This is a genomic window from Methylorubrum salsuginis (genome assembly GCF_900114375.1).
In the GTDB taxonomy this organism is placed as follows: domain Bacteria; phylum Pseudomonadota; class Alphaproteobacteria; order Rhizobiales; family Beijerinckiaceae; genus Methylobacterium; species Methylobacterium salsuginis.
In genome coordinates, this window is record NZ_FOSV01000008.1 from 16267 (window position 1) to 39539 (window position 23273).

Below are 23273 nucleotides of genomic sequence, written 5' to 3' on the forward strand. Positions count from 1 at the left end.
GGGGAAGCGCCCCGCCGTGGTGAAGCTCGTCGTCTTCGACGTCGACGGCACCCTCGTCGACAGTCAGCACCTCATCGTCGAGGCGCAGCGGCGCGCCTTCACGGAGCACGGGCTGGTGCCGCCGCCGCGCAAGGAGGCCCTGTCGGTTGTCGGCCTGTCGCTGCCCGACGCGTTCCGCCGCCTCGTCGGCGAGGCGGGGCCGATCGAGGCGCTGTCCATGAGCTATCGCCGGGCCTTCCAGGCCCTGCGGATCGATCCGAACTACGAGGAGCCGCTGTTTCCCGGCATGGCCGAGCTGATCGCGCGCCTGCGCACCCGCCCGGACGTGCAACTCGGCATCGCCACCGGCAAGTCGCGCCGCGGCGTCGACCATCTCGTCGACGCCCATGGCTGGGACGGCTGGTTTGCCACGATCCAGACCGCCGACGACGCCCCCTCCAAGCCCGATCCGACCATGCTGCGCCAAGCCATGGCCGAGGCCGGCGCCGAGTCCAGCATGACCGTGATGATCGGCGACACCACCTTCGACATGCTGATGGCGCGCGACGCGGGCGCGGCGGCCGTCGGCGTCGCCTGGGGCTACCACGCGCCGGGCGCCCTGTTCGGCGCGGGGGCGGTCACCGTGGTCGAGACGGCGGAAGCGCTCGGCGACCTGTTTTCCGGCCCCCTCGACGAATCGGAAACGGCCCCGGTGACGGAGCGTCTCGGAATTCGCTGAAGGCTCGCGCGAGGCTCGCGTACGGGCCGCAAAACCCCTATCTGCGGCGCATGAGCAGCACCGACGACGACGTGACCCGTGATTGGCTCGGCGAGCCCGGCGACACCCCGCGCCCCGATCCCCTGCGCGCCGCCCGCGCCAGCACCACGCCGACCCTGCCGAAGCGCTTCTACAAGGAAGCCGGCCTTCAGCGGACGGAGCCCGGCTACCGCCTCGTCCTCGACGGGCGCGGCGCCAACACCCCCGGTCGCCGACCGCTCGCCGTGCCCTCGCTCACCCTCGGTGAGGCGCTCGCCGCCGAGTGGGGCGCGCAAGGCGAGTCCATCGACCCGCGCACGATGCCGCTGACCCGCCTGGTCAACACGGCGATCGACGGCGTCGCGGAGCGCATGCCCGAGGTCGCCGCCGATCTCGCGGCCTTCGCCGCCACCGACCTCATCGCCTACCGCGCCGGCTCGCCCGAGCGGCTCGTCGCCGAACAATCCGCCGCCTGGGACCCGCTGGTCGCCTGGGCCGGCGAGACCCTGGGGGCGCGCCTGTTCCTGGCCGAGGGGGTGATGCATGTCGAGCAGCCCGAAGGTTCGGTCGCGGCCCTGCGTGCGGCGGTTCGAGCCGTGGACGACCCGTTTCGTCTCGCCGCGCTCCACACGCTGACGACGCTCACCGGCTCGCTGGTGATCGGTCTCGCCGTCCTCCACGGGCGCCTCTCGCCCGAGGACGCCTGGGCGGCGGCCCATGTGGACGAGACCTATCAGGCGGATGTCTGGGGGCCGGATGCGGAGGCCGAGGCGCGGCTGGCCCATCGCCGGACGGAGTTCGAGGCGGCGGCCAAGGTGGCGGCCAAGGCGGCGGCAGCGAGGTGAACGCGAAGCCGTTCGGCGTCGGGCGGTCGGCTTCGCGCCCTTCGATTTTCAAAAATCCATCAGATCGTATGTTAAATTCAGCGACGCCCCGCGCAGGCGGTTGACCGGACCCGTCGAGCCTGTCTCTGTCCGCCCATGATCCCGACATGCACGCCATGGCCGGTCGGCGACGACGGGATGGCCGCGCGCATCCGCGCCTTCGCCTGGGACGCCACCCCGCTCGGACCGATCGCGCGATGGCCGCAGAGCCTTCGCACCGTCGTCGATCTGATGCTCGCCTCGCCCGGCACGATGTGCCTCGTGTGGGGGCCGGACGCGATCCATCTCTACAACGATGGATTTGCCGAATTGCTCCGGGAGCAGGACGCCGACGCCCTCGGGCGCTCGGCCTACGAAACCTTCGCCCGTTCCCGTGAGGTCTTCGCGGACGACCTCGCGGCCGGCATGGCCGGCGGGTCGGCCCGACGACTGGGGCAGCCCTACCCGGTGCTGCGACACGGCCGTGTCGAGGAGGCGTGGTTCGACGTGGACTACGCCCCCCTGCGCGATGAGACCGACGCCGTGGCCGGCGTTCTCTGGACCCTGCGGGAGACCACCGCGCGGGTCGTGGCGGAGCGGGCCCTGCGCGAGAGCGAGGAGCGGCAGGCCTTCCTCCTCGGGCTGAGCGACGCCGTGCGCACCCTCGCGGTGCCGGCCGAGATCATGGCGACGGTGAGCGAGCGGGTCGGGCGCCATCTCGGCGTCGGCCGGTGCGGTTACGGCGAGGTGCCGGCGCCCTACGTGGATTTCGTGGTCGAGCGGGACTGGACCGACGGCGTCATGGAGAGCCTTCGGGGCGTCTGGCCCCTCGAGAGCTTCGGCACCGCCATGGTCCAGCAGCATCGGCGCGGCGAGACCGTCGTCGTCGAGAATGCGTTCGCCGACCTGCGCAGCCGGGGCAGCGAGGCGGGGTTCGAAGCCGCCGGCCACGTGACGTCCAGCGTCGCGGCGCAACTGGTGAAGGGCGGCGTGTGGGTCGCCACCTTCTACGTCCAGAACAGGGTGCCGCGCCGTTGGACCGCCAGCGAGGTGGCCCTGATCGAAGACGTCGCCGAACGGACATGGTCGGCCCTCGAACGCGCCCGGGCCGAGGCGGCCCTGACGGCGAGCGAGGCGCGCTTCCGGCAGTTCGCTTCCGCCTCGGCGTCCGCCCTCTGGATCCGGAACGCGCAGACCCGCGATCTCGAATACGCCAGCCCGGCCCTCGCCGCGATCTACGGAGTCGAGCCGGACGCCCTGCTCGGCGACGTGCGGCGCTGGGCCGCGACGATCGTTCCCGAGGATCGCGACGCTGCCCTCGAACGGCTGGACGCGGCCTGCGGCGGCGAGACGGTGGCCCACGAGTTCCGCATCCAGCGACCGGACGACGGAAGCTTCCGCTGGATTCGCAGCACCGACTTCCCCCTGGGCGACGACGGCATCGGCGGCATCACCGAGGACATCACGGAGCGGCGGCAGCTCGCCGTCCACCGCGGCGTGCTGCTGGCCGAGCTGCAGCACCGGGTGCGCAACATCATGGGCCTCATCCGCTCCATGGCGAACCGCGCCGCGCCGGGGGCCGGCAGCGTCGAGGCGTACCGCGTCCTGATGGAGGGACGGCTCCTGGCGCTCACCCGGGTCCAGGTCCTGCTGACGCGGGGGGCCAATGCCGGCGGGTCGCTGCGCGGCATCATCGAGAGCGAGGTCGGCCCCCAGGCCCACCATCCGGGGCAGCTCGATCTTCGCGGCGCCGACCTCCACCTCTCGCCCAAGGCCGTCGAGGTGTTGAGCCTCGCCTTCCACGAACTGGCGACGAACGCGGTCAAGTACGGGGCGCTGTCGGTGCCGGAGGGACGCCTCACGGTGAGCTGGACCGTGACCCAGCGGCGGGCCGTGCCGTGGCTGGAACTCGTCTGGACCGAGCGGGGCGCTCCGCCGCGGGAACCCGCGACCCGTCGGGGCTTTGGCAGCGAGCTGATCGAGGCGCGCATCCCCTACGAACTCGGCGGCCGAGGCAGCCTCGCCATCGGCCCACAGGGCGCGCAGTGCTCCCTGGAACTTCCCTTGAGCGACCGCGCAAGCGTTCTGGAAACCGATGCCCCCCAGCCTGCGACCGTCTTCGGAGGAGACCTCGACATGACCGGCGCGCGCGACCTCACCGGCCGCACCGTCCTCGTGGTCGAGGACGATTACTACATGGCCAGCGATGCGGCGGCGGCCCTGCGTGGCGCGGGGGCCGCGGTGCTCGGCCCCTGCCCGAGTGCCGAGGCGACGCAGGATCTCCTCGCGGACGCCCTGCCGACGCACGCCGTGGTCGATCTCAACCTGGACGGTGGCGGACCGCGCTTCGAGATCGCGCGCCTGCTCAAGGCGCGCGGCATCCCCTTCGTCTTCCTCACCGGTTACGATCCCGACGTGATCCCCGAGGATCTGACCGACATCGTGCGGCTGCAGAAGCCGTTGCCGTTCCGCACCCTCGTCGAGGCCGTCGGCCAACTCTGAGTGTCGGCCGGAGCCTCGTCCCGAAAGGCGGTTTCCGGCTTTCGGCAAAGACGATGCGGCACACAAAACCAGAGCCTCGTCCCGAAAGGCGGTTTCCGGCTTTCGGCAAAAGACGATGCGGCACACAAAACCAGAGCCTCGTCCCGAAAGGTGGTTTCCGGCTTTCGGCAAAGACGATGCGGCATACAAATGTAGAGAATCAGGCCGCCGGCGCGCGCGTGTCCGCCCGGTATCCGCCGCCGTCGCTGAGGTAGCCCGAATTCGCCTCGCGCAGCTTCGCCGCCGCTTCGTCGTAGAGGAAGGGCAGGAAGGCGAAGCGGCGGCCCGACGTCACCCGCGAGACCGCATGGAGCAGCGCGCAGGGAAAGATCACCGCGCCGCCCGGCGGGGCCTTGAAGCTGCGCTTGCCGTATTCCGGAAAGCTGACCTCGCCGCCCTCGAATTCGGCATTGAGGTTGATCGAGACGGCGAAGCGTCGATGCGCCGTGCCGCGGGTGGTGTTGTCGCGGTGCGCCCGGAAATGGCCGCCATCCTCGGCCGCGTAGCAGGAGACGATGTAGCGCTCCATCCGCGTCGCGTCGAAGTGGAAAATTTTCTTGATCTCGTGCGCCACGCGCCGCCGGATGCGGGCCTGGATCGCGCCGACCAACTGCGGATCCTCCACGGTCACGTCGCGGCGGCGCTTGTGCGCGTGGTCGTGGACCAGCGTGGTCCTGCCGTCGACCTCGCGCATGAAGCCCGATTCCTCGCCGCCCTGGCGCTCGTAGAGGGCGATCAGCTCGCGGCAGAGCGCGGGCTCGAACACGTTCGGCAGCACGAGGATCGGCGGCGGCACCTCGAAGCCGGCGTAACGGTCGGGCGGCGGCAGGCGGGCGAGTTCGGAAAACAGGGTCTCGCGGTCGCTGCCGTCGCGGGTGAAGGGGATGCGGGCGATCACCCGGAGCGTCGGATCGAGCACGAGCCAGAACGGCCGGATCTCGACCGCGGAGCCGGCCTGCGCCTCCCGCGGGACGGCGCCGTAGAGGCGCGACACCTGCCAGTCGAAATCGAGGAAGTGGCGGATGCCCGGCAACTCGTCGCGGATGCGCGCCTCGCTGCGGTCGGTGGGGTCGAGGCTGACGCCGAAGAAGGCGATGCGCTCGTCGTCGAACAGGGTGCGGTTGCGCTCGACGGCGGCGAGCGCCGCCGCCCCGGCCTCGCTGCCGGCCGAGCCGTAGAAGCCCAGCACCACGTAGCGGCCCGCGGCCGTGTCGAACGTGTAGCGCGGGTTGCCGGTGCTGGCTTGCGCGAACCACGGCGCCGGATCGCCCGGCGACAGCACGACGTAGGACATCTTGGGCTCGGCGGACGCGCTCATGGGGGCTTTCTCGGGCGGCTCTCGTTCGCAAACCGTCGCACCACCCTCGGGCGCATGCCCCGGAAACATCGCACGCCGCGCCGGTGCTCGCCAAGCCGCGGCTCCGCCGCTTCCCGGACCGCCGTCGCGGAGCGGAAAGCCCGAGAGATCTCGGATCCCCGCGAAGGTCGTCGCCGCTGTTCGAAGCCGGGCAAGGAATTCGCGGGGATCGCCGCGGCGATCCCCCCGCAAAGCCCCGTTTCCGCCGACAGGGTCACGTGCTAAGGGCGATTCAGCGAGGCAAGGTCAAGCTCATCGGCTTACTTTGCATTCAAAAGACAAACTGCCCGCAGGGAGGCTCCTCAGGACCATGAAGGACATTCTCGAGAAGCTGGAGGAGCGTCGCGCCCAGGCCCGCCTCGGTGGCGGTGAGAAGCGGCTCGAGGCCCAGCACAAGCGCGGCAAGCTCACCGCGCGCGAGCGCATCGAACTCCTGCTCGACCACGGGTCGTTCGAAGAGTTCGACATGTTCGTGCAGCACCGCTCCACCGATTTCGGCATGGAGAAGCAGAAGATCTCCGGTGACGGCGTCGTCACCGGCTGGGGCACCGTCAACGGCCGCACCGTCTTCCTGTTCTCGAAGGACTTCACGGTCTTCGGCGGCTCGCTCTCGGAAGCGCACGCGGCCAAGATGGTCAAGGTGCAGGACATGGCGCTCAAGATGCGCGCCCCGATCATCGGCATCTTCGACGCCGGCGGCGCCCGCATCCAGGAGGGCGTGGCCGCGCTCGGCGGCTACGGCGAGGTCTTCCGCCGCAACGTGATGGCGTCTGGCGTCATCCCGCAGATCTCGGTGATCATGGGCCCGTGCGCGGGCGGCGACGTCTACTCGCCGGCCATGACCGACTTCATCTTCATGGTCCGCGACACGAGCTACATGTTCGTCACCGGCCCGGACGTGGTGAAGACCGTCACCAACGAGGTCGTGACCGCGGAGGAACTCGGCGGCGCCAAGGTCCACACCTCGAAATCCTCCATCGCCGACGGCTCGTTCGAGAACGACGTCGAGGCGATCCTGCAGATCCGCCGCCTGCTCGACTTCCTGCCCGCCAACAACATCGAGGGCGTGCCGGAGATCGAGAGCTTCGACGACGTCGAGCGCCTCGACAAGTCGCTCGACACCCTGATCCCGGACAACCCGAACAAGCCCTACGACATGGGCGAGCTGATCCGCCGGGTCGTCGACGAGGGCGATTTCTTCGAGATCCAGGCCGCTTACGCGCGCAACATCATCACCGGCTTCGGCCGCATCGAGGGCCGCACGGTCGGCTTCGTGGCCAACCAGCCGCTGGTTCTGGCGGGCGTGCTCGATTCGGACGCCTCCCGCAAGGCCGCTCGCTTCGTGCGCTTCTGCGACTCGTTCTCGATCCCGATCGTCACCTTCGTCGATGTGCCGGGCTTCCTGCCGGGAACCGCGCAGGAATATGGCGGCCTGATCAAGCACGGCGCCAAGCTCTTGTTCGCCTACACCCAGGCGACGGTGCCGCTCGTCACCATCATCACCCGCAAGGCCTTCGGCGGCGCCTACGACGTCATGGCCTCCAAGCATGTCGGCGCCGACATCAACTACGCATGGCCGACGGCGCAGATCGCGGTGATGGGCGCCAAGGGCGCGGTCGAAATCATCTTCCGCAGCGAACTCGGCGATCAGGAGAAGATCGCCGAGCGGACCAAGGAGTACGAGGACCGCTTCCTCTCGCCCTTCGTCGCGGCCGAGCGCGGCTATATCGACGAGGTGATCATGCCCCACTCCACCCGCAAGCGCATCGCCCGCGCCCTCGGGATGCTGCGCACCAAGGAAATGGAGCAGCCCTGGAAGAAGCACGACAACATCCCGCTGTAAGCGGGCTGTTCGACGGGAGCCCGGCCGAGTGCCGGGCTCTGCGCTTCTGCGTTGCGCCGCCCTCCCCTGCGCGAGCGGGAGCATCCGTGACGACGATGGGTTTTCAGTACGATCGCGAAGCAGAGCTGCGGCGTCTCGACATCGAGGCAGCGATGCTGGCGCTCGCCGAGGCCGAACCGAACCGCTGAGCGCGTCTTGGCGTGCTACTCCGGCACCGCCGCCACGCACAGCCGTACCGCCGCGTCGAGTTCGAGGTCGCGCGGGTCGCCGATATTCACGGTCTCTTCCAGGCAGCGGATGAAGTAGTCGCGGTCGAGCCGCGGCGACAGCGCCGAGAACGACTTGGCCAACCGATTGGCGAGGTCGATCCGGTCCTCGCTCGACGCGCGGCGATAGGTGCTGAGCTTGTCGGTCACCGACAGCCGCGCCTCCGCGGCGCCCGTCAGGCCGCCCAGCAGGGTGCAGGCCAGAACCAGCGCGCCGGTTCGGCGCGGGCGAGCGGTGGCGAAAACCATCGGGGTTCGGGCGCGGGTGGTCGGCATCGGCGATCCTGATCGGCCCCCGGAAGTGGGGAGCCGACCATTTCCGCGCGCGGCGGAAGCCGGGTCAATGGCAATCGGTCAGCCAAAATTGCCCGCCCGGTGGGCCGCCAGGGCCGGGGCCGCACCCGTGAGACGGCGCTTGAGGCGCACCAGGGCCTCGCGCTGCAACTCGCTGGGGGCCGAATGGGCCGAGGCGACCTGGGTCAGCATCTCGATGAAGTGCCGCCGCTCGTCCTCGGTCAGCCGCTCCCGCAACAGCGGCACCAGCGGGTCGGCCACCAGCGAGAACGGTCGGCGCGCTTCCGTGTAGCGCCACGCCCGCTCGAAGGTCGCCGAGATCGTGTCGATCCGGAGCGGGTTCTCCATCAACTCCAGGATGCGGGTCTTCTCCGAGGCCGTGACCGGGCTGCCGGTGCGCACGATCTGGATCATCAGGATCACGGCGGCGAGCCGCACGTCGTTCACCCGTTCGAGCGGTGTGCCGATCAGTCCGTGGATCGCCGATTTCGCCCGCCGCTGAAGACCCTTGGTGTCCCGATCGACCTCCTGGATCTGCTTCACGGTGCCATGGACCCTCAGGATCCAGAACAGGATGCCGGCCAGGACGGTGATCGCGATGATGAGGACGGGCAAACGGCACCTCCGCGCGCCCGGGACGGGCGAATCGGGCGCAAATCCAGCATAGCCGGGAGCGCACGGTCAAACCGCTGCGCCCGAACGAAGATGAGGAGAAGAAGAGGGCGTGGTGGGCGCGACAGGGATCGAACCTGTGACCCTTCGCGTGTGAAGCGAATGCTCTCCCGCTGAGCTACGCACCCGAGCCCCGCATGCCGCTCGGGAAAGGCGGCAAGGGCGCCGCAAACGCGGCGTGAGGGCCGTATACGTCGGGTCGAGGCGCTCGTAAAGCGCCTTGTTCGCCGGAATGCGGCTCGTCCGTTTTGTCCGCCCGTTCGCCTTGCCCGGCCCGCCGAATCGGACTAGTGAGCCGAACCGTACCGTACAGTACGGCTTAGCCCCACGGTCCATGTCCGCCAGCGCCGCCATCCTCGACACCCCATCGGAGACGCCCTCCCTGCGTCAGCAGGCGGTGCTCGATGCGGTGCTGTCCCTGATCGTCGAGGGCGGCGATCCGCTGACGATGGATGCGGTGGCGCGGCGTGCGAGCTGCTCCAAGGAGACGCTCTACAAGTGGTTCGGCGACCGCGACGGGCTGCTCACCGCCACCGTGCGCTGGCAGGCCTCGCGGGTCCATGCGGGCCGCACCGAGATCGACGCTCTCGACGCCGCGACGCTCCGGAAGAACCTGCGCGACTTCGCCGAATCCTGGCTCTCGGTGATCGCGAGCCCGACCTCGGTGGCGCTCAACCGGATCGCGGTGGCCCATGCGGGCTCGCGCAAGAGCAACCTCGGCGCCATCGTGCTGGCCAACGGCCGCTTCGCCATCGGCGAGCGGGTCAAGCCCGTGCTGGAGGCCGGTCGCGCCGCGGGGCTCCTGGCGTTCGACGACACCGAGGCCGCGTTCCGGACCTTCTTCGGTCTGGTCGGCCGCGATATCCAGATCCGACTCCTGCTCGGCGACGCGCTCCCCCTCGACGCCGCCGACATCGGACGCGAGGCGGCGCACGCCGTCGCGCAGTTCCTGGCCCTCTATGGCCGGGCGACACCCTGAACCTTGAACCCCGAAGAAGAGAGGACACCCCCATGCGCGTCTATTACGATCGTGATGCCGACCTGAACCTGATCAAGGGCAAGAACGTCGTCATCGTCGGCTACGGCAGCCAGGGCCACGCCCACGCGCTCAACCTGCGCGATTCCGGCGTGAAGAACATCGTCATCGCCCTGCGCGAGGGCTCCGCCACCGCCAAGAAGGCCGAGGCCGAGGGCTTCAAGGTGATGAACGTCGCCGACGCCGCCAAGTGGGGCGACGTGGTGATGATGCTCACCCCCGACGAGCTGCAGGGCGACATCTACAAGGAGTCGCTGGAAGGCAACCTGAAGCAGGGCGCCGCCCTCCTGTTCGCCCACGGCCTCAACGTCCACTTCAACCTGATCGAGCCCCGCAAGGATCTCGACGTGCTCATGGTCGCCCCGAAGGGCCCCGGCCACACCGTGCGCGGCGAGTACCTCAAGGGCGGCGGCGTGCCGACGCTCATCGCCATCGCCCAGGACGCCTCGGGCAACGCCCACGATCTCGGCCTGTCCTACGCCTCGGCCAATGGCGGCGGTCGCGCCGGCATCATCGAGACGACCTTCAAGGAGGAGTGCGAGACCGACCTGTTCGGCGAGCAGGCCGTGCTCTGCGGCGGCCTCGTCGAGCTGATCAAGGCCGGCTTCGAGACGCTCGTCGAGGCGGGCTACGCTCCCGAGATGGCCTATTTCGAGTGCCTGCACGAGGTGAAGCTGATCGTCGACCTCATCTACGAGGGCGGCATCGCCAACATGAACTACTCGATCTCGAACACCGCCGAGTACGGCGAGTACGTCACCGGCCCGCGCATCGTCACGCCGGAGACCAAGGCCGAGATGAAGCGCGTCCTCAACGACATCCAGTCGGGCATCTTCACCCGCAACTGGATGCTGGAGAACAAGGTCGGCCAGACCTCGTTCAAGGCCACCCGCGCCAAGCTCGCCGCCCACCCGATCGAGGAGGTCGGCGCCAAGCTCCGCGGCATGATGCCGTGGATCTCCGAGAAGGCCCTCGTCGACAAGTCCAAGAATTGATTTGTCCGTTTCAGGCCGTGCTTCGCTCGGCCTGACCGTTCCGCCAGGGCCGGCGTCGCGAAAGCGGCGCCGGCCTTTTCACTTCGGCATCGCGGGCATTTTGCCCTTCGACGGTCGGCCGCCGACGTGCCACAAGGGCCGCGCCCGCGCGAGACGGGCCGGACGATAAGGAACGGGAGGACGAGAATGGAATCGCTCTACAGCGAGGAGCACCGCGCGCTCCAGGACGCCTTCGACACCCGCAAGCTCGCCGACTTCCTCGACAAGCACCATGTCCAACCGGCGATCGGCGAGATGGAGCGCGCGTTCATCGAGAGCCGCGACATGTTCTTCCTCTCCACCGTCGATCCGGACGGCAATCCGACGGTCTCCTACAAGGGCGGCCCGACCGGCGTGGTGAAGGTGCTGGGCCCGAACGAACTCGCCTTCCCCGGTTTCGACGGCAACGGCATGTTCCTGTCGATGGGCAACGTCGCCGGCCAGGGCAAGGTCGGCCTGCTGTTCATCGATTTCGAGACGCCGCACCGCCTGCGCGTCCAGGGTACCGCCCGGATCGTGCGCGACGACCCCCTGCTCTCCGAGTGGGCGGAGGCGAAATACGTCGTGCGGGTCGATGTCACGAAGGCCTGGGTCAACTGCCCGCGCTACATCCACAAGCACGCCAAGGTCGAGCAGAGCCGCTACGTGCCGAAGCCCGATGCCGAGACCCCGCTGGCCCAGTGGAAGCGCCTCGACATCGTGCAGGAGGTCATCAGCGACGCGGACAAGGCCCGGGTCGCCCAGGAAGGTGTGCTGGACCTCGACGCCTACGGCGCCAAGGTGATGCAGGGCGAGGGCTGACCGCTTCGTCCGCCGATCGGCTCGCCGAAAAGGGACCGATCACCGGCGGGATCGAGACGGGGCATGCCCCGTCTGTCCGCCGGTGTCCGATCCCGGGCAGGGTCCGAAATCCTGTTCCGGCCGGGGCCATGGAGCCCCGGCCAGCGTCTGCCTCAGCGCGCCGCCATCTTCTTGGGCAGCTTGAAGGCCCAGAAGCTGCCGCCCTGGTTGATGCCCGCGGTGGACTTGGCCACCTCGCCGCCCCAGAGCGGGACCGCGCCGCCCCAACCGGCCGCGACGCCGATCCATTGCTCGCCGTCCTGCTCCCAGGTGATCGGCGAGGAGACCACACCGGTGCCGACCTGGAACTTCCACACCTCGTCGCCGGTCTTGGCGTCGAAGGCTTTCAGGAAGCCCTCCGGCGTGCCGGTGAAGACGAGGTTGCCGCCGGTGGTGAGCACGCCGCCCCAGAGCGGAGCCTTGTTCTTGTAGTTCCACACCACCTTGCCGGTGGCCGGGTCGATCGCCTTCAGCGAGCCGATATGGTCCTCGAAGACCGGCTTGATGGTGAAGCCGGCGCCGAGATAGGCGGCGCCCTTCTTGTAGTTCACCGGCTCGTTCCAGATGTCCATGCCCCACTCGTTAGAGGGGACGTAGAACAGCTTGGTGTCGGGGCTGTAGCCGATCGGCATCCAGTTCTTGCCGCCGAGGAAGCTCGGCACCGCGAACACGGACTTGCCCTTCTTGCCGTCCTCGGACTTCGACGGATCGCCGGGGCGGAACGCATCGTCGTAGATCGGGCGGCCGTCCTTATCGATGCCCTTGGCCCAGTTGATCTTCTCGACGAACGGCGAGGCCGAGATGAACTTTCCGTTGGTGCGATCCAGAACGTAGAAGAAGCCGTTGCGGTCGGCGGTGGCGCCGGCCTTGACGGTCTTGCCGTCCTTCTGGAGGTCGAACGGCACGAACTCGTTCACGCCGTCGAAGTCCCAGCCGTCATGCGGGGTGGTCTGGAAGCCCCACACGATCTCGCCGTTGTCGGGGTTGAGCGCGATGCGCGAGGCCGACCACTTGTTGTCGCCGGGGCGCAGGGCCGAGTTCCACGGGCCGGGGTTGCCGGTGCCGAAGTACAGGAGGTTGGTCTCGGCGTCGTAGGTACCGCCGAGCCAGGTCGCGCCGCCGCCGTACTTCCACATGTCGCCCGGCCAGGTCTCGTTGACCTTGCCGGTCATGGTCGAGGGCTTGCCGTTCAGCTCGCCCATATGGCCCTCGATGACGGGGCGCTTCCAGATGATCTCGCCGGTCTCGGCGTCGCGGGCCTCGACCCGGCCGACGATGCCGAACTCGCCGCCCGACACGCCGGTGATGATCTTGCCGTTCACGATCAAGGGCGCAGCGGTGTAGCTGTAGCCGGCCTTGAAGTCGTCGATGTCCTTGCGCCACACCACCTTGCCGGTCTTGGCGTCGAGGGCGACGAGCTTGGCGTCGAGCGTGCCGAAATAGACCTTGTCCTTGTAGAGCGCCGCACCGCGGTTCACCACGTCGCAGCAGGGCAGGATGCCCTCGGGCAGGCGGGCGTTGTACTCCCACAGCTTCTCGCCGGTGCGGGAATCGACCGCGTACATGCGCGAATACGAGCCGGTGACGTAGATCACGCCGTCCTTGACCAGCGCCTGGCTTTCCTGGCCGCGCTGCTTCTCGCCGCCGAAGGAGAAGGAATAGGCCGGGACGAGGCCCTGGATCGTCTCCTTGTTGATGGCCTTCAGCGGCGAGTAGCGCTGCGCCTGGAGGCCGAGGCCGTAGGTGACGACGTCGTCGGGGGTCTTGGCGTCGTTGAGGATCGCCTCGTTGCTGACGCCGCCCGACGCCTTGTTGGCCTCGGGGGCCGCGAGCGCCTGCGACGCGCCCGCGAGGAGCGCCGCCGCCCCCACGGCCGCGAGGAACCGGTCACGCACCTTCATCGCACTTCCTCCTGATCTTGGACGGGCTGCCGGCGGACCTTGTCTCGATCTCTCGAACGGCCTCCCATGATCGGCAAGCTATCCACGCGCGGGCGGCGTGGTTATTGGCCATAAGTCCAAGATAAGATTTTTGCGGCGCAGCAAATCAATTCGGAGAAAGAGATTCTGTCGATCTCTACAGTCGATGCCGCGAGCGCCGGACGCGAAAAAGCCTCGAACCACGCGCGGAGCGCAGCCCGAAGCTTTTTCGATTCTTCGCGGCTTCCGCAATCGAAGCGGCGTCGTGAGCTTTCCGGCCGGTCGCCTCGGACGCAGCCGCTCTCAAAATCCCTTCGGCGCCGCGTAGCTCACCCCGTAGCGCGCGCAGATCGCCTTCAGCCGCCCGTCCTCCGTCATCGCCCCGAGCGTCTCGCCCACCGCGTAGCCGAGGTCGCGCGAATCGGAGCGCACCGCCCCGCCGAGCTCCCAGTTCGTCTTCACGAGCCCGCCGAGTGCGATCTCGACCACGGGGAAGCGGTCCGGCCCGGCTTTGGCTTCGAACAAGGCCGCCTCGATCGCCGGGCGCGTGCCGGCCAGGATCGCGGTCTCGCCCGCGAGAAACGCCTTGGCGGCCTCCTCGAAGTTGCGGAAATGCTTGAGGTTGTTCCGGTAGCGCCCGTTCTCGGCCATCAGAATCTGCAGGTCTGAGGCGCTGGCGCCCTCCACTGCGATTTGATGCTCCTCGATGTCGGGAAAGCTCGAAAAGCCCTCCATCCTGTCGCGCGCCCAGGCGAAGGCGAGGCGCTGCTCGAAATAGGGACGGACCAGAAAGACCTGCTCGTTGCGGATGCCGAGCAGCTTGTCGTTCGGCACGTGCAGCATCAGGTCGGCGAGCTTCGAGCCGGCGAGGTCGCCCTTCCACAGGTTGAGGCGGAAATCGCCGTCGACGTTCTCGCCGGCGTCCACGAGGCGCAGGTCGAGCTTGAGCTTCAGCGCCTCGGCGAGCGCATGCGCCACGTCCACGTCGATGCCGACGGGTTTCCCGTCGCGCATCTCCGAGAACGGCGCGTTCTCGGCGTAGAGGGCGACCCGCAGGGTGCCGTCCGCACTCACCTCGTCGAGGGGGCGGGCGAAACCGGGGCGCGCGGCCAGAGCCGCGAGGCCCGCGAATGCCGACAGCGCGCCGCGCCGGGTGAGGGTGCGCGACACGGCTACTCTTCGTGCTTGGATTCGAGGTAGGTGCGGATCGCCCACATCGCCTCTTGGGAGAGGACGCCGTCGAAGGCCGGCATCTTGGTCACGCCGTTGATGACGGCGCCGTGCTTCATCCGCTCGACGAAGTACTCGTCGCCCTCCTTGCCGGTCGGCAGGTAGCGCAGGTCCGGGGCGAGGCCGCCGGAGATCATCTGCAGGCCGTGGCAGCGGGCGCAGTTCTGGTTGTAGCCGGAATCGCCGATCGCGACCGCCTTCTCGTTGCCGCGATAGGGGTTTTCCGCCTTCCACTCGGTGCCGAGCGCTTCGAGCCCGTCGGTGTTGACCGGCTGGGGCTGCACGTCGCCATGGGCGAGCGCACCGCCCGCGAGCACCAGCCCGAGCAGAAGCCCGCCGGCCAGCCGAATCCGTGAGGTCATGTCGGTCTCGCTCCCTGCCGGCCCCGAGAGGCGGCATGTTGTGCGGGAGGCGGATAAGCTTGACGCCCGCGCTCCTCGATTGTGGGCCACGGTATCAAGCCGGCCCGAGGGGACCCATTGTGCTTTGGTACGACGCAGCCGGCGCCCCGGTTGCGACCTTGGTCCAATATCGGTGCCGTTCGACCGCCGCCTATGCTTCCCCCAAAATCCAGGGTGGAACCGTTCGGGGCAGGATGCCGAAACGCGCCGATCTCACCGAGGGCGGCCGAGGGGCTTTCGGCAGGCATGTCCTGCCGGCCCTCCTGCTGGCGTTCGTTGTCCTGTCGGCATCCTCCGTTCAGGCGGCTCCGCCCGCGTCCCCCACCCTGACGATCCACTACGTCGAGCGCAGGGTCGAGCGCCCGACGCCGCTCAACAACGAGCCGCCGATCCCCGACGACGAGGGGCTTCGCGGAGCCGAACTGGGACTGCGGGACGGCAACGCCACCGGCCGCTTCGTCGGCCTCTCGTTCGCCCTCAAGCCGACGGTGATCGAACCCGGCGCCGACCTGCAAGCGGCGCTGGCCGCCCTGGCCCGCGAGAGCGGTCCCTTGCGCTTCCTCGTCGTCAACGCGCCCGCCGACGACCTCCTGGCCATCGCCGACGCCCCCGAGACGCGCGAGGCGGTGACGCTCAATGTCGGCGCCCCGGATGTGCGGCTGCGCGACCGCGATTGCCGGGCCCGGCTCCTCCATGTGCTGCCCTCGCGCGACATGCTCACCGACGCGCTGGCGCAACTCCTGCTCTACAAGCGCTGGAACCGCCTGCTGCTGGTCTCCGGCCCCGGTGCGGACGACGCCCTCTACGCGGACGCTCTCCGAAAAAGCGCGAAGAAATTCGGCGCCCGGATCGTCGCCGAGGCGAGCTTCGACGCCCGCGGCGCGGATCTCCGCGATTCCGCCCTCAAGGAATTCGCCCTCATCACCCGCGGCCCCGAGCACGACGTGGTGGCGGTGGCCGACGAGCGGGCCGAGTTCGGCGCCAACCTCGTCTACAACACCGCCTCCCCCCGCCCCGTCGTCGGCACGCAGGGGCTGACCCCGACTGCCTGGGGCCGCCCGGTCGAGGCCTGGGCGGCGGTGCAGTTGCAGGGGCGCTTCGCCAAGTTGGCCTCCCGCCCGATGGGGGCCATCGACTGGGCCGGCTGGATGGCGGTGCACGCGGTGACCGAGGCCGCCACCCAGCTCAAGTCGAGCGACCCGGCCGCCATCCGCGACCTGCTTCTCTCGAAAAAATTCGAGGTCGGCGGTTTCAAGGGGCGGGCGCTCAGCTTCCGCCCCTGGAACGGGCAATTGCGCCAGCCGGTCTTCGTGCTCTGGCCCGGCGCCGTGGTCGCCGCCGCCCCGGTCGAGGGGTTTCTGCACCGGCGCACCGAACTCGACACCCTCGGGCTCGACGAGCCCGAGAGCGCCTGCCGCGCCTTCGGAGGCAACGGATGATTTTTTTGCGATTTTTTGTCGGTGTGGCGCTGCTGATGCCGCTCGGCGCGCAGGCGCACGAGGTCTACGTCTCGAACGAGCGCGACAACACCGTCTCGGTGATCGATTCCGCGACTTGGGAGGTGACCCGCACCTTCCCGGTCGGCCGCCGCCCGCGCGGTCTCACCTTCTCGAAGGACGGCCGGCGCCTGTTCGTTTGCGCCAGCGATTCCGACGCCGTGCAGGTGATCGATCCCGATACCGGCAAGCTGCTGCACGACCTGCCCTCGGGGGAGGACCCGGAGCAGTTCTCGCTGGCGCCCGATGGAAAAACCCTCTTCATCGCCAACGAGAACAACGCCACCACGACGGTCGTCGATGCCGACACCCGCAAGGTGCTGGCGCAGATCGATGTCGGCATCGAGCCCGAGGGCATGGCGGTGAGCCCCGACGGCAAGCTCGCGGTGACGACCTCCGAGACCACCAACATGGTCCACTGGATCGACACCGGAACGCTCCAGGCCACCGACGCGACGCCCGTCGGCCAGCGCCCGCGCCACGCCGAGTTCACCCGCGACGGCAGGCGGCTCTGGGTCTCCTCCGAGATCGGCGGCACGGTGGCGGTGATCGACGTCGCGACCCGTCGGGTGATCGAGACCATCGGGTTCGAGATCAAGGGGATTTCCGGCGACCGCATCCAGCCGGTCGGCATCGCGCTCGCGGAGGACGGGCGCAGCGCCTTCGTGGCGCTGGGGCCTTCGGATCGGGTCGCGGTGGTCGATACCGAGAGCTTCAAGGTGAAGGCGTACATCCTCGTCGGTCGCCGGGTCTGGCACGTCGCGGCGTTGCCCGGCGGCGAGCGGCTGGTGACGACGAACGGCGTGTCGGGGGACGTGACGGTGATCGATGCGGGAAGCCTCAAGGCGATCCGCAGCATCAAGGTCGGCCGCTATCCCTGGGGCGCCGCGGTGCGGCCGGTGGCGGGCGTGCGCTCGGCAGGGGCGGCGGAGTGACTCACGAGGCGAGCCGCCTCACCCCACCCTCCCCCCGCAGAGGGGGGAGGGATGCGCACGCGCTGCTGTGCCATCTTGTTGCAATCCTTCTTGTTTTTCTCGCCCTCCCCGCGCACGCCGGCACCCTGGGCCGCGCCGGCCTGGAAAAACACTTCCCCCCGCCCCTCGTCGTCGGCGAGCGCGACGACCGCATTCCGGTCTGGCCGATCCTCAAGCAGGAGGCCGGTGCCTACGAGATCATCGCCTACGCGTTCGAATCGATCGACTTCGCCCGCATCCCGGGCTTCGGCGGCACGGCACCCGATCTCCTGATCGCGCTCGCGCCCGACGGCACGTTTCGCGACGCCAAGGTGATCGCGCACCACGAGCCGGTCTTCCTCGAAGGGCTGGGGTCGGAACCCCTCTTCGCCTTCGTCGAGCAATATGTCGGGCTCTCGGCCCGCCAGCCGATCCGGGTCGGGCGGCCGAACGCGCGGGCCGCCGGGGCCGCGCCCGCCACCACCGTCGACGGGATCTCGATGGCCACCGCCTCGACCCGCGTCATCAACGAGACGATGCTCGCCGCCTCCCTCGCCGTCGCGCGGGAAAAGCTCGGCTTCGGCGCAGTCAACACCGGCCTGCGCGTCGAGGCCAAGCCCGACTATGCGCCGCTGGGCCTCGCCGAACTGGAACGGCGCGGCTGGGTGAAGCGGTGGCGCATGACCCCGGCGGAAGTCGATGCGGCCTTCGCCGGCACCGGCCTCGCCGATCCCGATCCGGGCGCGCCGGACGAGCCCTTTTCGGACTTGACCATCGCCTATCTCAACGTGCCCACCATCGGCCGCGCGATCCTCGGCGAGGCGGCCTACGCCCGGCTGATGCGCGAGATCGGGCCGGGGGCCCATGCCGTGATGGTGGTGAGTTCCGGCCATTGGAGCCCGCTCCCGGACGACTTCGTGCTGGGCTCTGTGCCCGACCGTCTGACGATCCAGCAGGGCGGCCTCACCGTGAATGCCCGCGACGCCGCCTGGGAGCGACGCGACCTCGCCCCCGATCTCCCCGCCGGCCCCTGGACCCTCCTGAAGATCGGCGACGCCGCGGGCTTCGACCCGTCCGCTCCCTGGTCGCTCTCGGTGAAAGTCACCCGCGAGCGCGGCCAGATTTTTCCGGAAAAGATCGCCCGCGAGATCGCCACCGAATACCGCCTGCCGCCGGACCTGTTCACCCGCGCGGTGCCGGACGAGGGCCCGAGCTGGACCGATTCCTGGCGCGCCCGCGCCTCCGAACTCGGGATCATCGCGGCGGCTCTCGCCCTGCTCGTGCCGGTGCTCGCCCGGCACGACGCACTGGTGGCGAAGTCCCGCCCGTTCGGGCTGTTCCGCCTCGGCTTCCTCGCCTTCACCCTCGGCTTCGTCGGCTGGACCGCGCAGGCGCAGCTCTCCATCGTCACCCTCGTCGGTACGGTGCGCGCGCTGATCCACACCGGCGATTTCGGCTTCCTCCTCTACGATCCGCCTTCGCTCCTGATCTGGGGCTTCGTGCTGGTGACGCTCGTGGTCTGGGGCCGGGGCACCTTCTGCGGCTGGCTCTGCCCGTTCGGCGCGCTGCAGGAGTTTTGCGCGTTCCTCGCCAAGCCCCTGCGCATCCGCCAGGTCACCGTGCCGCCCCGCCTCGACCGGGCCCTGCGTCAGGTGAAATACGCCGTGCTCGCCGCGATCCTGCTCGCTGCGGCTTTGGGCTCGCCGCTCGCCGACACCGTCTCCGAGGTCGAGCCGTTCAAGACGGCGATCACGCTCTATTTCGCCCGGTCGTGGCCGTTCGTGCTCTACGCGGTCGGTCTGCTCGTCCTCAACCTCTTCGTCTACAAGGGCTTCTGCCGCTACCTCTGCCCGCTCGGGGCGAGCCTCGCGCTGGCCGGGCGCCTGCGCCTGCTCGACTGGATCCCGCGGCGTACCGAGTGCGGCTCGCCGTGCCAGCTCTGCAAGGTGCGCTGCCGCTACGGCGCGATCGAGCCGTCGGGCAGGATCGATTATCCCGAATGCTTCCAGTGCATGGACTGCGTCACGATCATCCACGACCCCGCGCAATGCGTGCCGCAGGTGGTGGCGCGGCGACGCGGACGGCGGATCGTGCCGCGGCCGGTCGCGGCGGAGTGAGTACGATGCGGAGCCCTCCTCGCCCGGCCCGGCGGCGCGTCCTTCTCGGCGCTGCCGGTCTCGCCGCGGCGACCGCCCTCGGCGGGACCGCCGCGTTCCGCGCCCTGGCGAGCCGGCGCGGCCTCGCGACCCGCACCCGGGCGGGGCTCGCCTTCGGCACCGTGGCGGCGCTCACGGTTGCCGGGCCCGACGAACCGGCACTCGATGCCGCCCTGGACGACGGGTTCGCGGCGATCCGCGCGGTCGAGGCCGCCGCGAGCCTGCTGCGGCCCGACAGCGCGCTCTCGCGCCTCAACCGCGCGGGATATCTCGACGCGCCGCCCGCCGACCTGACGGCGATGCTGGCCTTCGCGCTCGACCTCGCGCGGCGGACGGACGGGGCCTTCGACCCGACCGTGCAACCGCTCTGGCCGCTCTGGTCGGAGGCCTCCGCCCGGGGCGAGAAGCCCGAGGCGGCAGCGCTTCGTGCCGTGGTGGCCCGCATCGGCTGGCGCCGCGTCCGTCTCACGCCGGAGCGCATCGCGATGGAGCCCGGCACCGCGCTGACCCTCAATGCGCTGATCCAGGGCCATGCCGCCGACCGGGTGATGGCGGCGCTGCGGGCCCGGGGGATCGAGGACGCCTTCGTCGATACCGGCGAGTTCGGGGCGCGGGGAACGCACGCGGATGGGACGCCCTGGCGCCTTGGCATCGCCGACCCGCGCCGAACCGAGACGCTGGCCGCCGTGATCGCCCCATTCACGGGCTTCGCCGCGACGTCGGGAGACTATCAGATGTGCTTCTCGGCGGACCGGGCCGACCACCACATCTTCGACCCCGCCACCGGGCGTTCTCCGCGGGACCTCTCGTCGGTGACCGTCACCGCCGAATCAGGGCTCCTGGCGGACGGTCTATCCACCGCCTGCATGGTGCTCGGCGCGGCGCGGGGCCGCGACCTCGTGGCCGGCTTTCCCGGCTGCACGACCCACTTCATCGGCAAGGCTTGAGGCGGCGGGGACACGGACATGCGGTTCCCGCGACCAGAGCATCGGCCCGAAAGGTGCGGAGCGGCCTTCGGAAAAAAGCCGATGCGGCACAATAACGGAGAGCGTCGTCCTGGATCCGATATCCAGGACGACGCTCCAGAAGGCTGCAGCCCGACACCGGGCGCGGAGATCGGCGCCGGGATGGGGGAGCGCCGCCGCTCTGCCGCGAGCCGGGCGCGCGTCCGCCTGCGCGGCCGCATTCCGCTCGTGCTGGCGGCGCTGTGTGGCCTCGCCACCGCCGTGGCTGCGGGCGCGGAAGCGACGCCCTCCGTCGCGCTCGTCGTCGCCGTCGATGTCTCGCAATCCGTCGATGACCGGCGCTTCACGCTGCAGCTCGAAGGGATCGCCGCCGCGCTGGAGGATCCGGAGGTTGTCGCGACGATGACGCAGCGGCCGGGGGGCACGCTGTTCACGATGGTGACCTGGGCCGATCGTGCCAGCGTCGCCCTGAACTGGCGCCGCATCGCCAGCCGTTCCGACGCCCTCGCCGCCGCGGCGCAGGTCCGTGCCACGCCCCGACAATCGGGTGAGTTCACCTGCCTTGGGCAGATGTTCCGGACGGTTGCGGCCAGCGTGATCCCGGCGATGCCGGCGCCGGCACAGCGGATCGTCGTCGACGTCTCCGGGGACGGGATCGACAACTGCACCGATCCGGACAGCCTGGAGGCCGAGCGCAACGCGCTTCTCGCCACCGAGGCCACGATCAACGGCCTGCCGATCCTCGTACCGGGCGAGAACGACGTCGTCGGCGCCGGCGCCTACCGGTCGCCCGGTTACGGCCTGCGCGCGACGCCGCTTCCCCAGGAGCGCACGGGCCTCGCGCAATGGTACCGCGACCACGTTCTGGGCGGCCCCGGCGCCTTCCTCCTCGTGGCGGCGGGTTACGGGGACTTCTCGCGCGCCTTGCGGCGAAAGTTCGTGATGGAAGTCAGCGATGCGGGCGACCGCGCCGGACGGTGAGGAGCGATCTCTCCGGTTCGATCGGCCGCTCTCGTCCGCGGCTCGGCCTCACCCCGATCCGTCCCCCGCCTCGGCGCGGCAGAGGGGGACGACGACGGGGACGTTCGTCCCGGCGGCAGGCTCGCATCCGTCCTCGACCGTCGATCCGGGAAGGCCCAGGTAGGCCGGATCGAAATCCGCCAGGATCGCGAGGCCGGCGTAGTCCCGCACCACGATGCTGCCCTTCTCGAGGCCGATCAAGCCGGACGTCTTGAGCCCCTGCAGCACCCGGCTCACATGCACGGTCGAGAGTGCCGTGATGTCGGCGAGGAGCCCCTGCCGCACCCGGCTCGGCAATCGGTCCGTCCGGCCCCCGCCGACGGCGCCCGACCGCACCAGGATCTCGCAGATCAGATGGGCCATCCGCGGTTCGCCGAGGCGCCCGGCGACAACCAGCCACCGGCGCACGATGGCGAGTTCGACCGCCGTCAGCCACCACAAGGCGCGCTCGATGGCCGGATGAGCGTGGATCAGAGGCTGGAGCATGCGCGCCGGCAGGTCGGCCACCATCCCGTCGCCCAGGGCTTCGACGATGCCCGGCGAACCGGTGGGAGCGGGCAGGCGCGAAAAGCAGAGGTCACCGGGGAAGTAGAGGGCGAGGATGCGCCGGGCGCCATCGGGCAGGATCTCGTAGCGATAGGCGATGCCGCTCACGATCAGATGGCCGCCGCTCGGCTCGTCGCCATCGGCGAGGCGCGAGCGCGCGCCGACGAGACGCGCTTGCACGGGCAGGGCGAGAAGGGCTCGGCGCGCGGCGGCGTCGAGAACCTCCGCCGCGTCGAGACGTCGGACGAGCCAGGCGAGCATGGCCTGCGCGTGAACCTGCATGGGGTCTTCCTGGGAACCACCCTCGGGGCAACCCGGGCGCGAGGCGCAGGGTGAGGCCGGCGGGCCTTTTCGACTTTGCGATGGATCAAAACCGGTACGGCTCCGGGCAAGCGGCGGGACGCGCCGGCCTGCCGGTAGGCCCGACGGCCGAAGCGGGTGCCGCAGGTCGCATCGAGGCAAGGAGCGGGCCGCCGGCCGTCCCATGCCGGTGCCGGTCGGGACGAAAGGCAGGACATCCGGCGCCACCATCGCGTGCCGGCATGGAGTCCTGTCGGTCCTCGCCCGCCCGCTCGATCGGCCCCCGGCCGACGGGCGTCAGAGCGCCAGCCAGAGCAGCGTCAGCGTCGCCGCCGAGCCCAAGACGGCCAAGGTGAGGCCCGCCGACCGCGTGACGTTCCGGCGGCGGCCCTCGCCGATCCCGCCGTCGAGCGCGAAGACGCCCATCGGGGTGTCCGGCCACGCTGTACGGCGCGCGGCCTGAATGTGAGCCTTGAGATCCACGAAGCCCCCCGGTCGCCGTCGCCGTCCCGTTTGCCGCCGCCTCCGGCATCCGGGCGACGAGAGGGAGCATGGATCGCCCCACGGGCCACGCCTTGATCCAGGTCAATGCCGCCGGCCTCGGAACGCGTCGGCGCGGTGTCCCGCCGGCCGCACGCCTTCGAGGGGCGAGCCGGCAGCCACTGGATTCCACGAAGGCTGATCCGGCGGATTCGGGACCGCGTGGCGTGGCTCCGCGCCTCGAGCATCGTCCCGAAAGGTGGGCACCGGCTTTCGGAAAAAGACGATGCAAAACAATAGCATAGAGCATCGTCCCGGATCCGAT

20 protein-coding genes and 1 tRNA gene are annotated in these 23273 nt (G+C 69.8%); 12 read left to right on the forward strand and 9 right to left on the reverse strand.

Annotated elements, in window-relative coordinates; genetic code table 11:
* Positions 1 to 16 precede the first annotated feature (16 nt).
* From BM140_RS11425 to BM140_RS11435, 3 genes are all read left to right on the forward strand, one after another.
* A complete protein-coding gene (locus tag BM140_RS11425) occupies positions 17 to 718 on the forward strand; it encodes an HAD-IA family hydrolase (protein ID WP_091945796.1) in 702 nt (233 codons plus the stop codon).
* Between the two features lie 50 nt (positions 719 to 768).
* Positions 769 to 1581 carry an ATP12 family chaperone protein gene (locus BM140_RS11430; RefSeq protein WP_091945799.1) on the forward strand — a complete coding sequence of 271 codons (813 nt, stop codon included), beginning with the start codon at positions 769 to 771 and terminating at the stop codon, positions 1579 to 1581.
* A gap of 177 nt (positions 1582 to 1758) precedes the next feature.
* Complete coding sequence (locus tag BM140_RS11435) at positions 1759 to 4101, forward strand: PAS domain-containing protein (protein ID WP_091945802.1); 2343 nt, start codon at positions 1759 to 1761, stop codon at positions 4099 to 4101.
* A gap of 199 nt (positions 4102 to 4300) precedes the next feature.
* Here the strand turns inward: BM140_RS11435 and BM140_RS11440 are convergent, their stop codons facing one another.
* Positions 4301 to 5458, reverse strand: a complete 1158-nt coding sequence (locus BM140_RS11440) for a 2OG-Fe(II) oxygenase (protein ID WP_091945805.1) — start codon at positions 5456 to 5458, stop codon at positions 4301 to 4303.
* A 349-nt stretch (positions 5459 to 5807) separates the two neighbouring features.
* Between BM140_RS11440 and BM140_RS11445 the strand changes: the two genes are divergently transcribed.
* Positions 5808 to 7340, forward strand: a complete 1533-nt coding sequence (locus tag BM140_RS11445) for an acyl-CoA carboxylase subunit beta (RefSeq protein WP_091945808.1) — start codon at positions 5808 to 5810, stop codon at positions 7338 to 7340.
* A gap of 203 nt (positions 7341 to 7543) precedes the next feature.
* On the opposite strand, the gene BM140_RS26260 is transcribed toward BM140_RS11445, so the two are convergent.
* From BM140_RS26260 to BM140_RS11460, 3 genes are all read right to left on the reverse strand, one after another.
* The gene (locus tag BM140_RS26260) at positions 7544 to 7882 is read right to left on the reverse strand and encodes a hypothetical protein (protein WP_244535394.1); all 339 of its coding nucleotides are present in this window, start codon (positions 7880 to 7882) and stop codon (positions 7544 to 7546) included.
* A gap of 78 nt (positions 7883 to 7960) precedes the next feature.
* Positions 7961 to 8515 (reverse strand): tellurite resistance TerB family protein, encoded by a 555-nt coding sequence (locus BM140_RS11455; protein ID WP_091945811.1) that lies wholly within the window; start codon positions 8513 to 8515, stop codon positions 7961 to 7963.
* A 110-nt stretch (positions 8516 to 8625) separates the two neighbouring features.
* Positions 8626 to 8700 (reverse strand) — tRNA-Val (locus BM140_RS11460).
* Positions 8701 to 8906: 206 nt separating this feature from the next.
* On the opposite strand from BM140_RS11460, the gene BM140_RS11465 reads away from it, so the two are divergent.
* The 3 genes from BM140_RS11465 (at position 8907) to BM140_RS11475 (ending at position 11443) form a co-directional block, all read left to right on the forward strand.
* Complete coding sequence (locus BM140_RS11465; RefSeq protein ID WP_091945814.1) at positions 8907 to 9551, forward strand: TetR/AcrR family transcriptional regulator C-terminal domain-containing protein; 645 nt, start codon at positions 8907 to 8909, stop codon at positions 9549 to 9551.
* Between the two features lie 32 nt (positions 9552 to 9583).
* Positions 9584 to 10603 (forward strand): ketol-acid reductoisomerase, encoded by a 1020-nt coding sequence (gene ilvC, locus BM140_RS11470; RefSeq protein WP_091945816.1) that lies wholly within the window; start codon positions 9584 to 9586, stop codon positions 10601 to 10603.
* A gap of 186 nt (positions 10604 to 10789) precedes the next feature.
* The gene (locus tag BM140_RS11475; RefSeq protein WP_091945819.1) at positions 10790 to 11443 is read left to right on the forward strand and encodes a pyridoxamine 5'-phosphate oxidase family protein; all 654 of its coding nucleotides are present in this window, start codon (positions 10790 to 10792) and stop codon (positions 11441 to 11443) included.
* A gap of 152 nt (positions 11444 to 11595) precedes the next feature.
* Here BM140_RS11475 and BM140_RS11480 read toward each other — a convergent pair whose 3' ends face one another.
* The 3 genes from BM140_RS11480 to pedF all read right to left on the reverse strand — a co-directional run bounded on the left by BM140_RS11480 (position 11596) and on the right by pedF (position 14993).
* Positions 11596 to 13383 carry a PQQ-dependent methanol/ethanol family dehydrogenase gene (locus BM140_RS11480; protein ID WP_091945823.1) on the reverse strand — a complete coding sequence of 596 codons (1788 nt, stop codon included), beginning with the start codon at positions 13381 to 13383 and terminating at the stop codon, positions 11596 to 11598.
* A 321-nt stretch (positions 13384 to 13704) separates the two neighbouring features.
* A complete protein-coding gene (locus BM140_RS11485) occupies positions 13705 to 14571 on the reverse strand; it encodes a substrate-binding periplasmic protein (RefSeq protein WP_114435991.1) in 867 nt (288 codons plus the stop codon).
* Positions 14572 to 14573: 2 nt separating this feature from the next.
* Complete coding sequence (pedF, locus tag BM140_RS11490) at positions 14574 to 14993, reverse strand: cytochrome c-550 PedF (protein WP_091945827.1); 420 nt, start codon at positions 14991 to 14993, stop codon at positions 14574 to 14576.
* Between the two features lie 233 nt (positions 14994 to 15226).
* On the opposite strand from pedF, the gene BM140_RS11495 reads away from it, so the two are divergent.
* The 5 genes from BM140_RS11495 to BM140_RS11515 all read left to right on the forward strand — a co-directional run bounded on the left by BM140_RS11495 (position 15227) and on the right by BM140_RS11515 (position 21583).
* Positions 15227 to 16471, forward strand: a complete 1245-nt coding sequence (locus BM140_RS11495; RefSeq protein ID WP_091945830.1) for an ABC transporter substrate-binding protein — start codon at positions 15227 to 15229, stop codon at positions 16469 to 16471.
* Positions 16468 to 17463 carry a YVTN family beta-propeller repeat protein gene (locus tag BM140_RS11500; RefSeq protein ID WP_091945833.1) on the forward strand — a complete coding sequence of 332 codons (996 nt, stop codon included), beginning with the start codon at positions 16468 to 16470 and terminating at the stop codon, positions 17461 to 17463. Before BM140_RS11495 ends, BM140_RS11500 begins: the two co-directional genes overlap by 4 nt.
* A gap of 62 nt (positions 17464 to 17525) precedes the next feature.
* The gene (locus BM140_RS11505; protein ID WP_091946154.1) at positions 17526 to 19598 is read left to right on the forward strand and encodes a 4Fe-4S binding protein; all 2073 of its coding nucleotides are present in this window, start codon (positions 17526 to 17528) and stop codon (positions 19596 to 19598) included.
* A 5-nt stretch (positions 19599 to 19603) separates the two neighbouring features.
* Entirely contained in the window at positions 19604 to 20584 is a 981-nt protein-coding gene (locus BM140_RS11510) for an FAD:protein FMN transferase (protein ID WP_091945835.1), read from the forward strand.
* Between the two features lie 180 nt (positions 20585 to 20764).
* The gene (locus BM140_RS11515) at positions 20765 to 21583 is read left to right on the forward strand and encodes a DUF1194 domain-containing protein (protein ID WP_091945838.1); all 819 of its coding nucleotides are present in this window, start codon (positions 20765 to 20767) and stop codon (positions 21581 to 21583) included.
* A gap of 48 nt (positions 21584 to 21631) precedes the next feature.
* On the opposite strand, the gene BM140_RS11520 is transcribed toward BM140_RS11515, so the two are convergent.
* Together BM140_RS11520 and BM140_RS26575 are read right to left on the reverse strand one after the other, a co-directional pair.
* Complete coding sequence (locus BM140_RS11520; RefSeq protein ID WP_091945841.1) at positions 21632 to 22450, reverse strand: Crp/Fnr family transcriptional regulator; 819 nt, start codon at positions 22448 to 22450, stop codon at positions 21632 to 21634.
* Between the two features lie 315 nt (positions 22451 to 22765).
* The gene (locus BM140_RS26575) at positions 22766 to 22894 is read right to left on the reverse strand and encodes a hypothetical protein (RefSeq protein ID WP_280142587.1); all 129 of its coding nucleotides are present in this window, start codon (positions 22892 to 22894) and stop codon (positions 22766 to 22768) included.
* Positions 22895 to 23273 lie beyond the last annotated feature (379 nt).

What these genes read in the sequence shown, in the direction of transcription:
- BM140_RS11430 (WP_091945799.1), top strand. Translation starts at nt 769, where the DNA reads ATGAGCAGCACCGACGACGACGTGACCCGTGATTGGCTCGGCGAGCCC.
- BM140_RS11435 (WP_091945802.1), top strand. Translation starts at nt 1,759, where the DNA reads ATGGCCGCGCGCATCCGCGCCTTCGCCTGGGACGCCACCCCGCTCGGA.
- BM140_RS11440 (WP_091945805.1), bottom strand. Translation starts at nt 5,458, where the DNA reads ATGAGCGCGTCCGCCGAGCCCAAGATGTCCTACGTCGTGCTGTCGCCG.
- BM140_RS11445 (WP_091945808.1), top strand. Translation starts at nt 5,808, where the DNA reads ATGAAGGACATTCTCGAGAAGCTGGAGGAGCGTCGCGCCCAGGCCCGC.
- BM140_RS26260 (WP_244535394.1), bottom strand. Translation starts at nt 7,882, where the DNA reads ATGCCGACCACCCGCGCCCGAACCCCGATGGTTTTCGCCACCGCTCGC.
- BM140_RS11465 (WP_091945814.1), top strand. Translation starts at nt 8,907, where the DNA reads ATGTCCGCCAGCGCCGCCATCCTCGACACCCCATCGGAGACGCCCTCC.
- ilvC (WP_091945816.1), top strand. Translation starts at nt 9,584, where the DNA reads ATGCGCGTCTATTACGATCGTGATGCCGACCTGAACCTGATCAAGGGC.
- BM140_RS11475 (WP_091945819.1), top strand. Translation starts at nt 10,790, where the DNA reads ATGGAATCGCTCTACAGCGAGGAGCACCGCGCGCTCCAGGACGCCTTC.
- BM140_RS11480 (WP_091945823.1), bottom strand. Translation starts at nt 13,383, where the DNA reads ATGAAGGTGCGTGACCGGTTCCTCGCGGCCGTGGGGGCGGCGGCGCTC.
- pedF (WP_091945827.1), bottom strand. Translation starts at nt 14,993, where the DNA reads ATGACCTCACGGATTCGGCTGGCCGGCGGGCTTCTGCTCGGGCTGGTG.
- BM140_RS11495 (WP_091945830.1), top strand. Translation starts at nt 15,227, where the DNA reads ATGCCGAAACGCGCCGATCTCACCGAGGGCGGCCGAGGGGCTTTCGGC.
- BM140_RS11500 (WP_091945833.1), top strand. Translation starts at nt 16,468, where the DNA reads ATGATTTTTTTGCGATTTTTTGTCGGTGTGGCGCTGCTGATGCCGCTC.
- BM140_RS11510 (WP_091945835.1), top strand. Translation starts at nt 19,604, where the DNA reads ATGCGGAGCCCTCCTCGCCCGGCCCGGCGGCGCGTCCTTCTCGGCGCT.
- BM140_RS11515 (WP_091945838.1), top strand. Translation starts at nt 20,765, where the DNA reads ATGGGGGAGCGCCGCCGCTCTGCCGCGAGCCGGGCGCGCGTCCGCCTG.
- BM140_RS11520 (WP_091945841.1), bottom strand. Translation starts at nt 22,450, where the DNA reads ATGCAGGTTCACGCGCAGGCCATGCTCGCCTGGCTCGTCCGACGTCTC.
- BM140_RS26575 (WP_280142587.1), bottom strand. Translation starts at nt 22,894, where the DNA reads ATGGGCGTCTTCGCGCTCGACGGCGGGATCGGCGAGGGCCGCCGCCGG.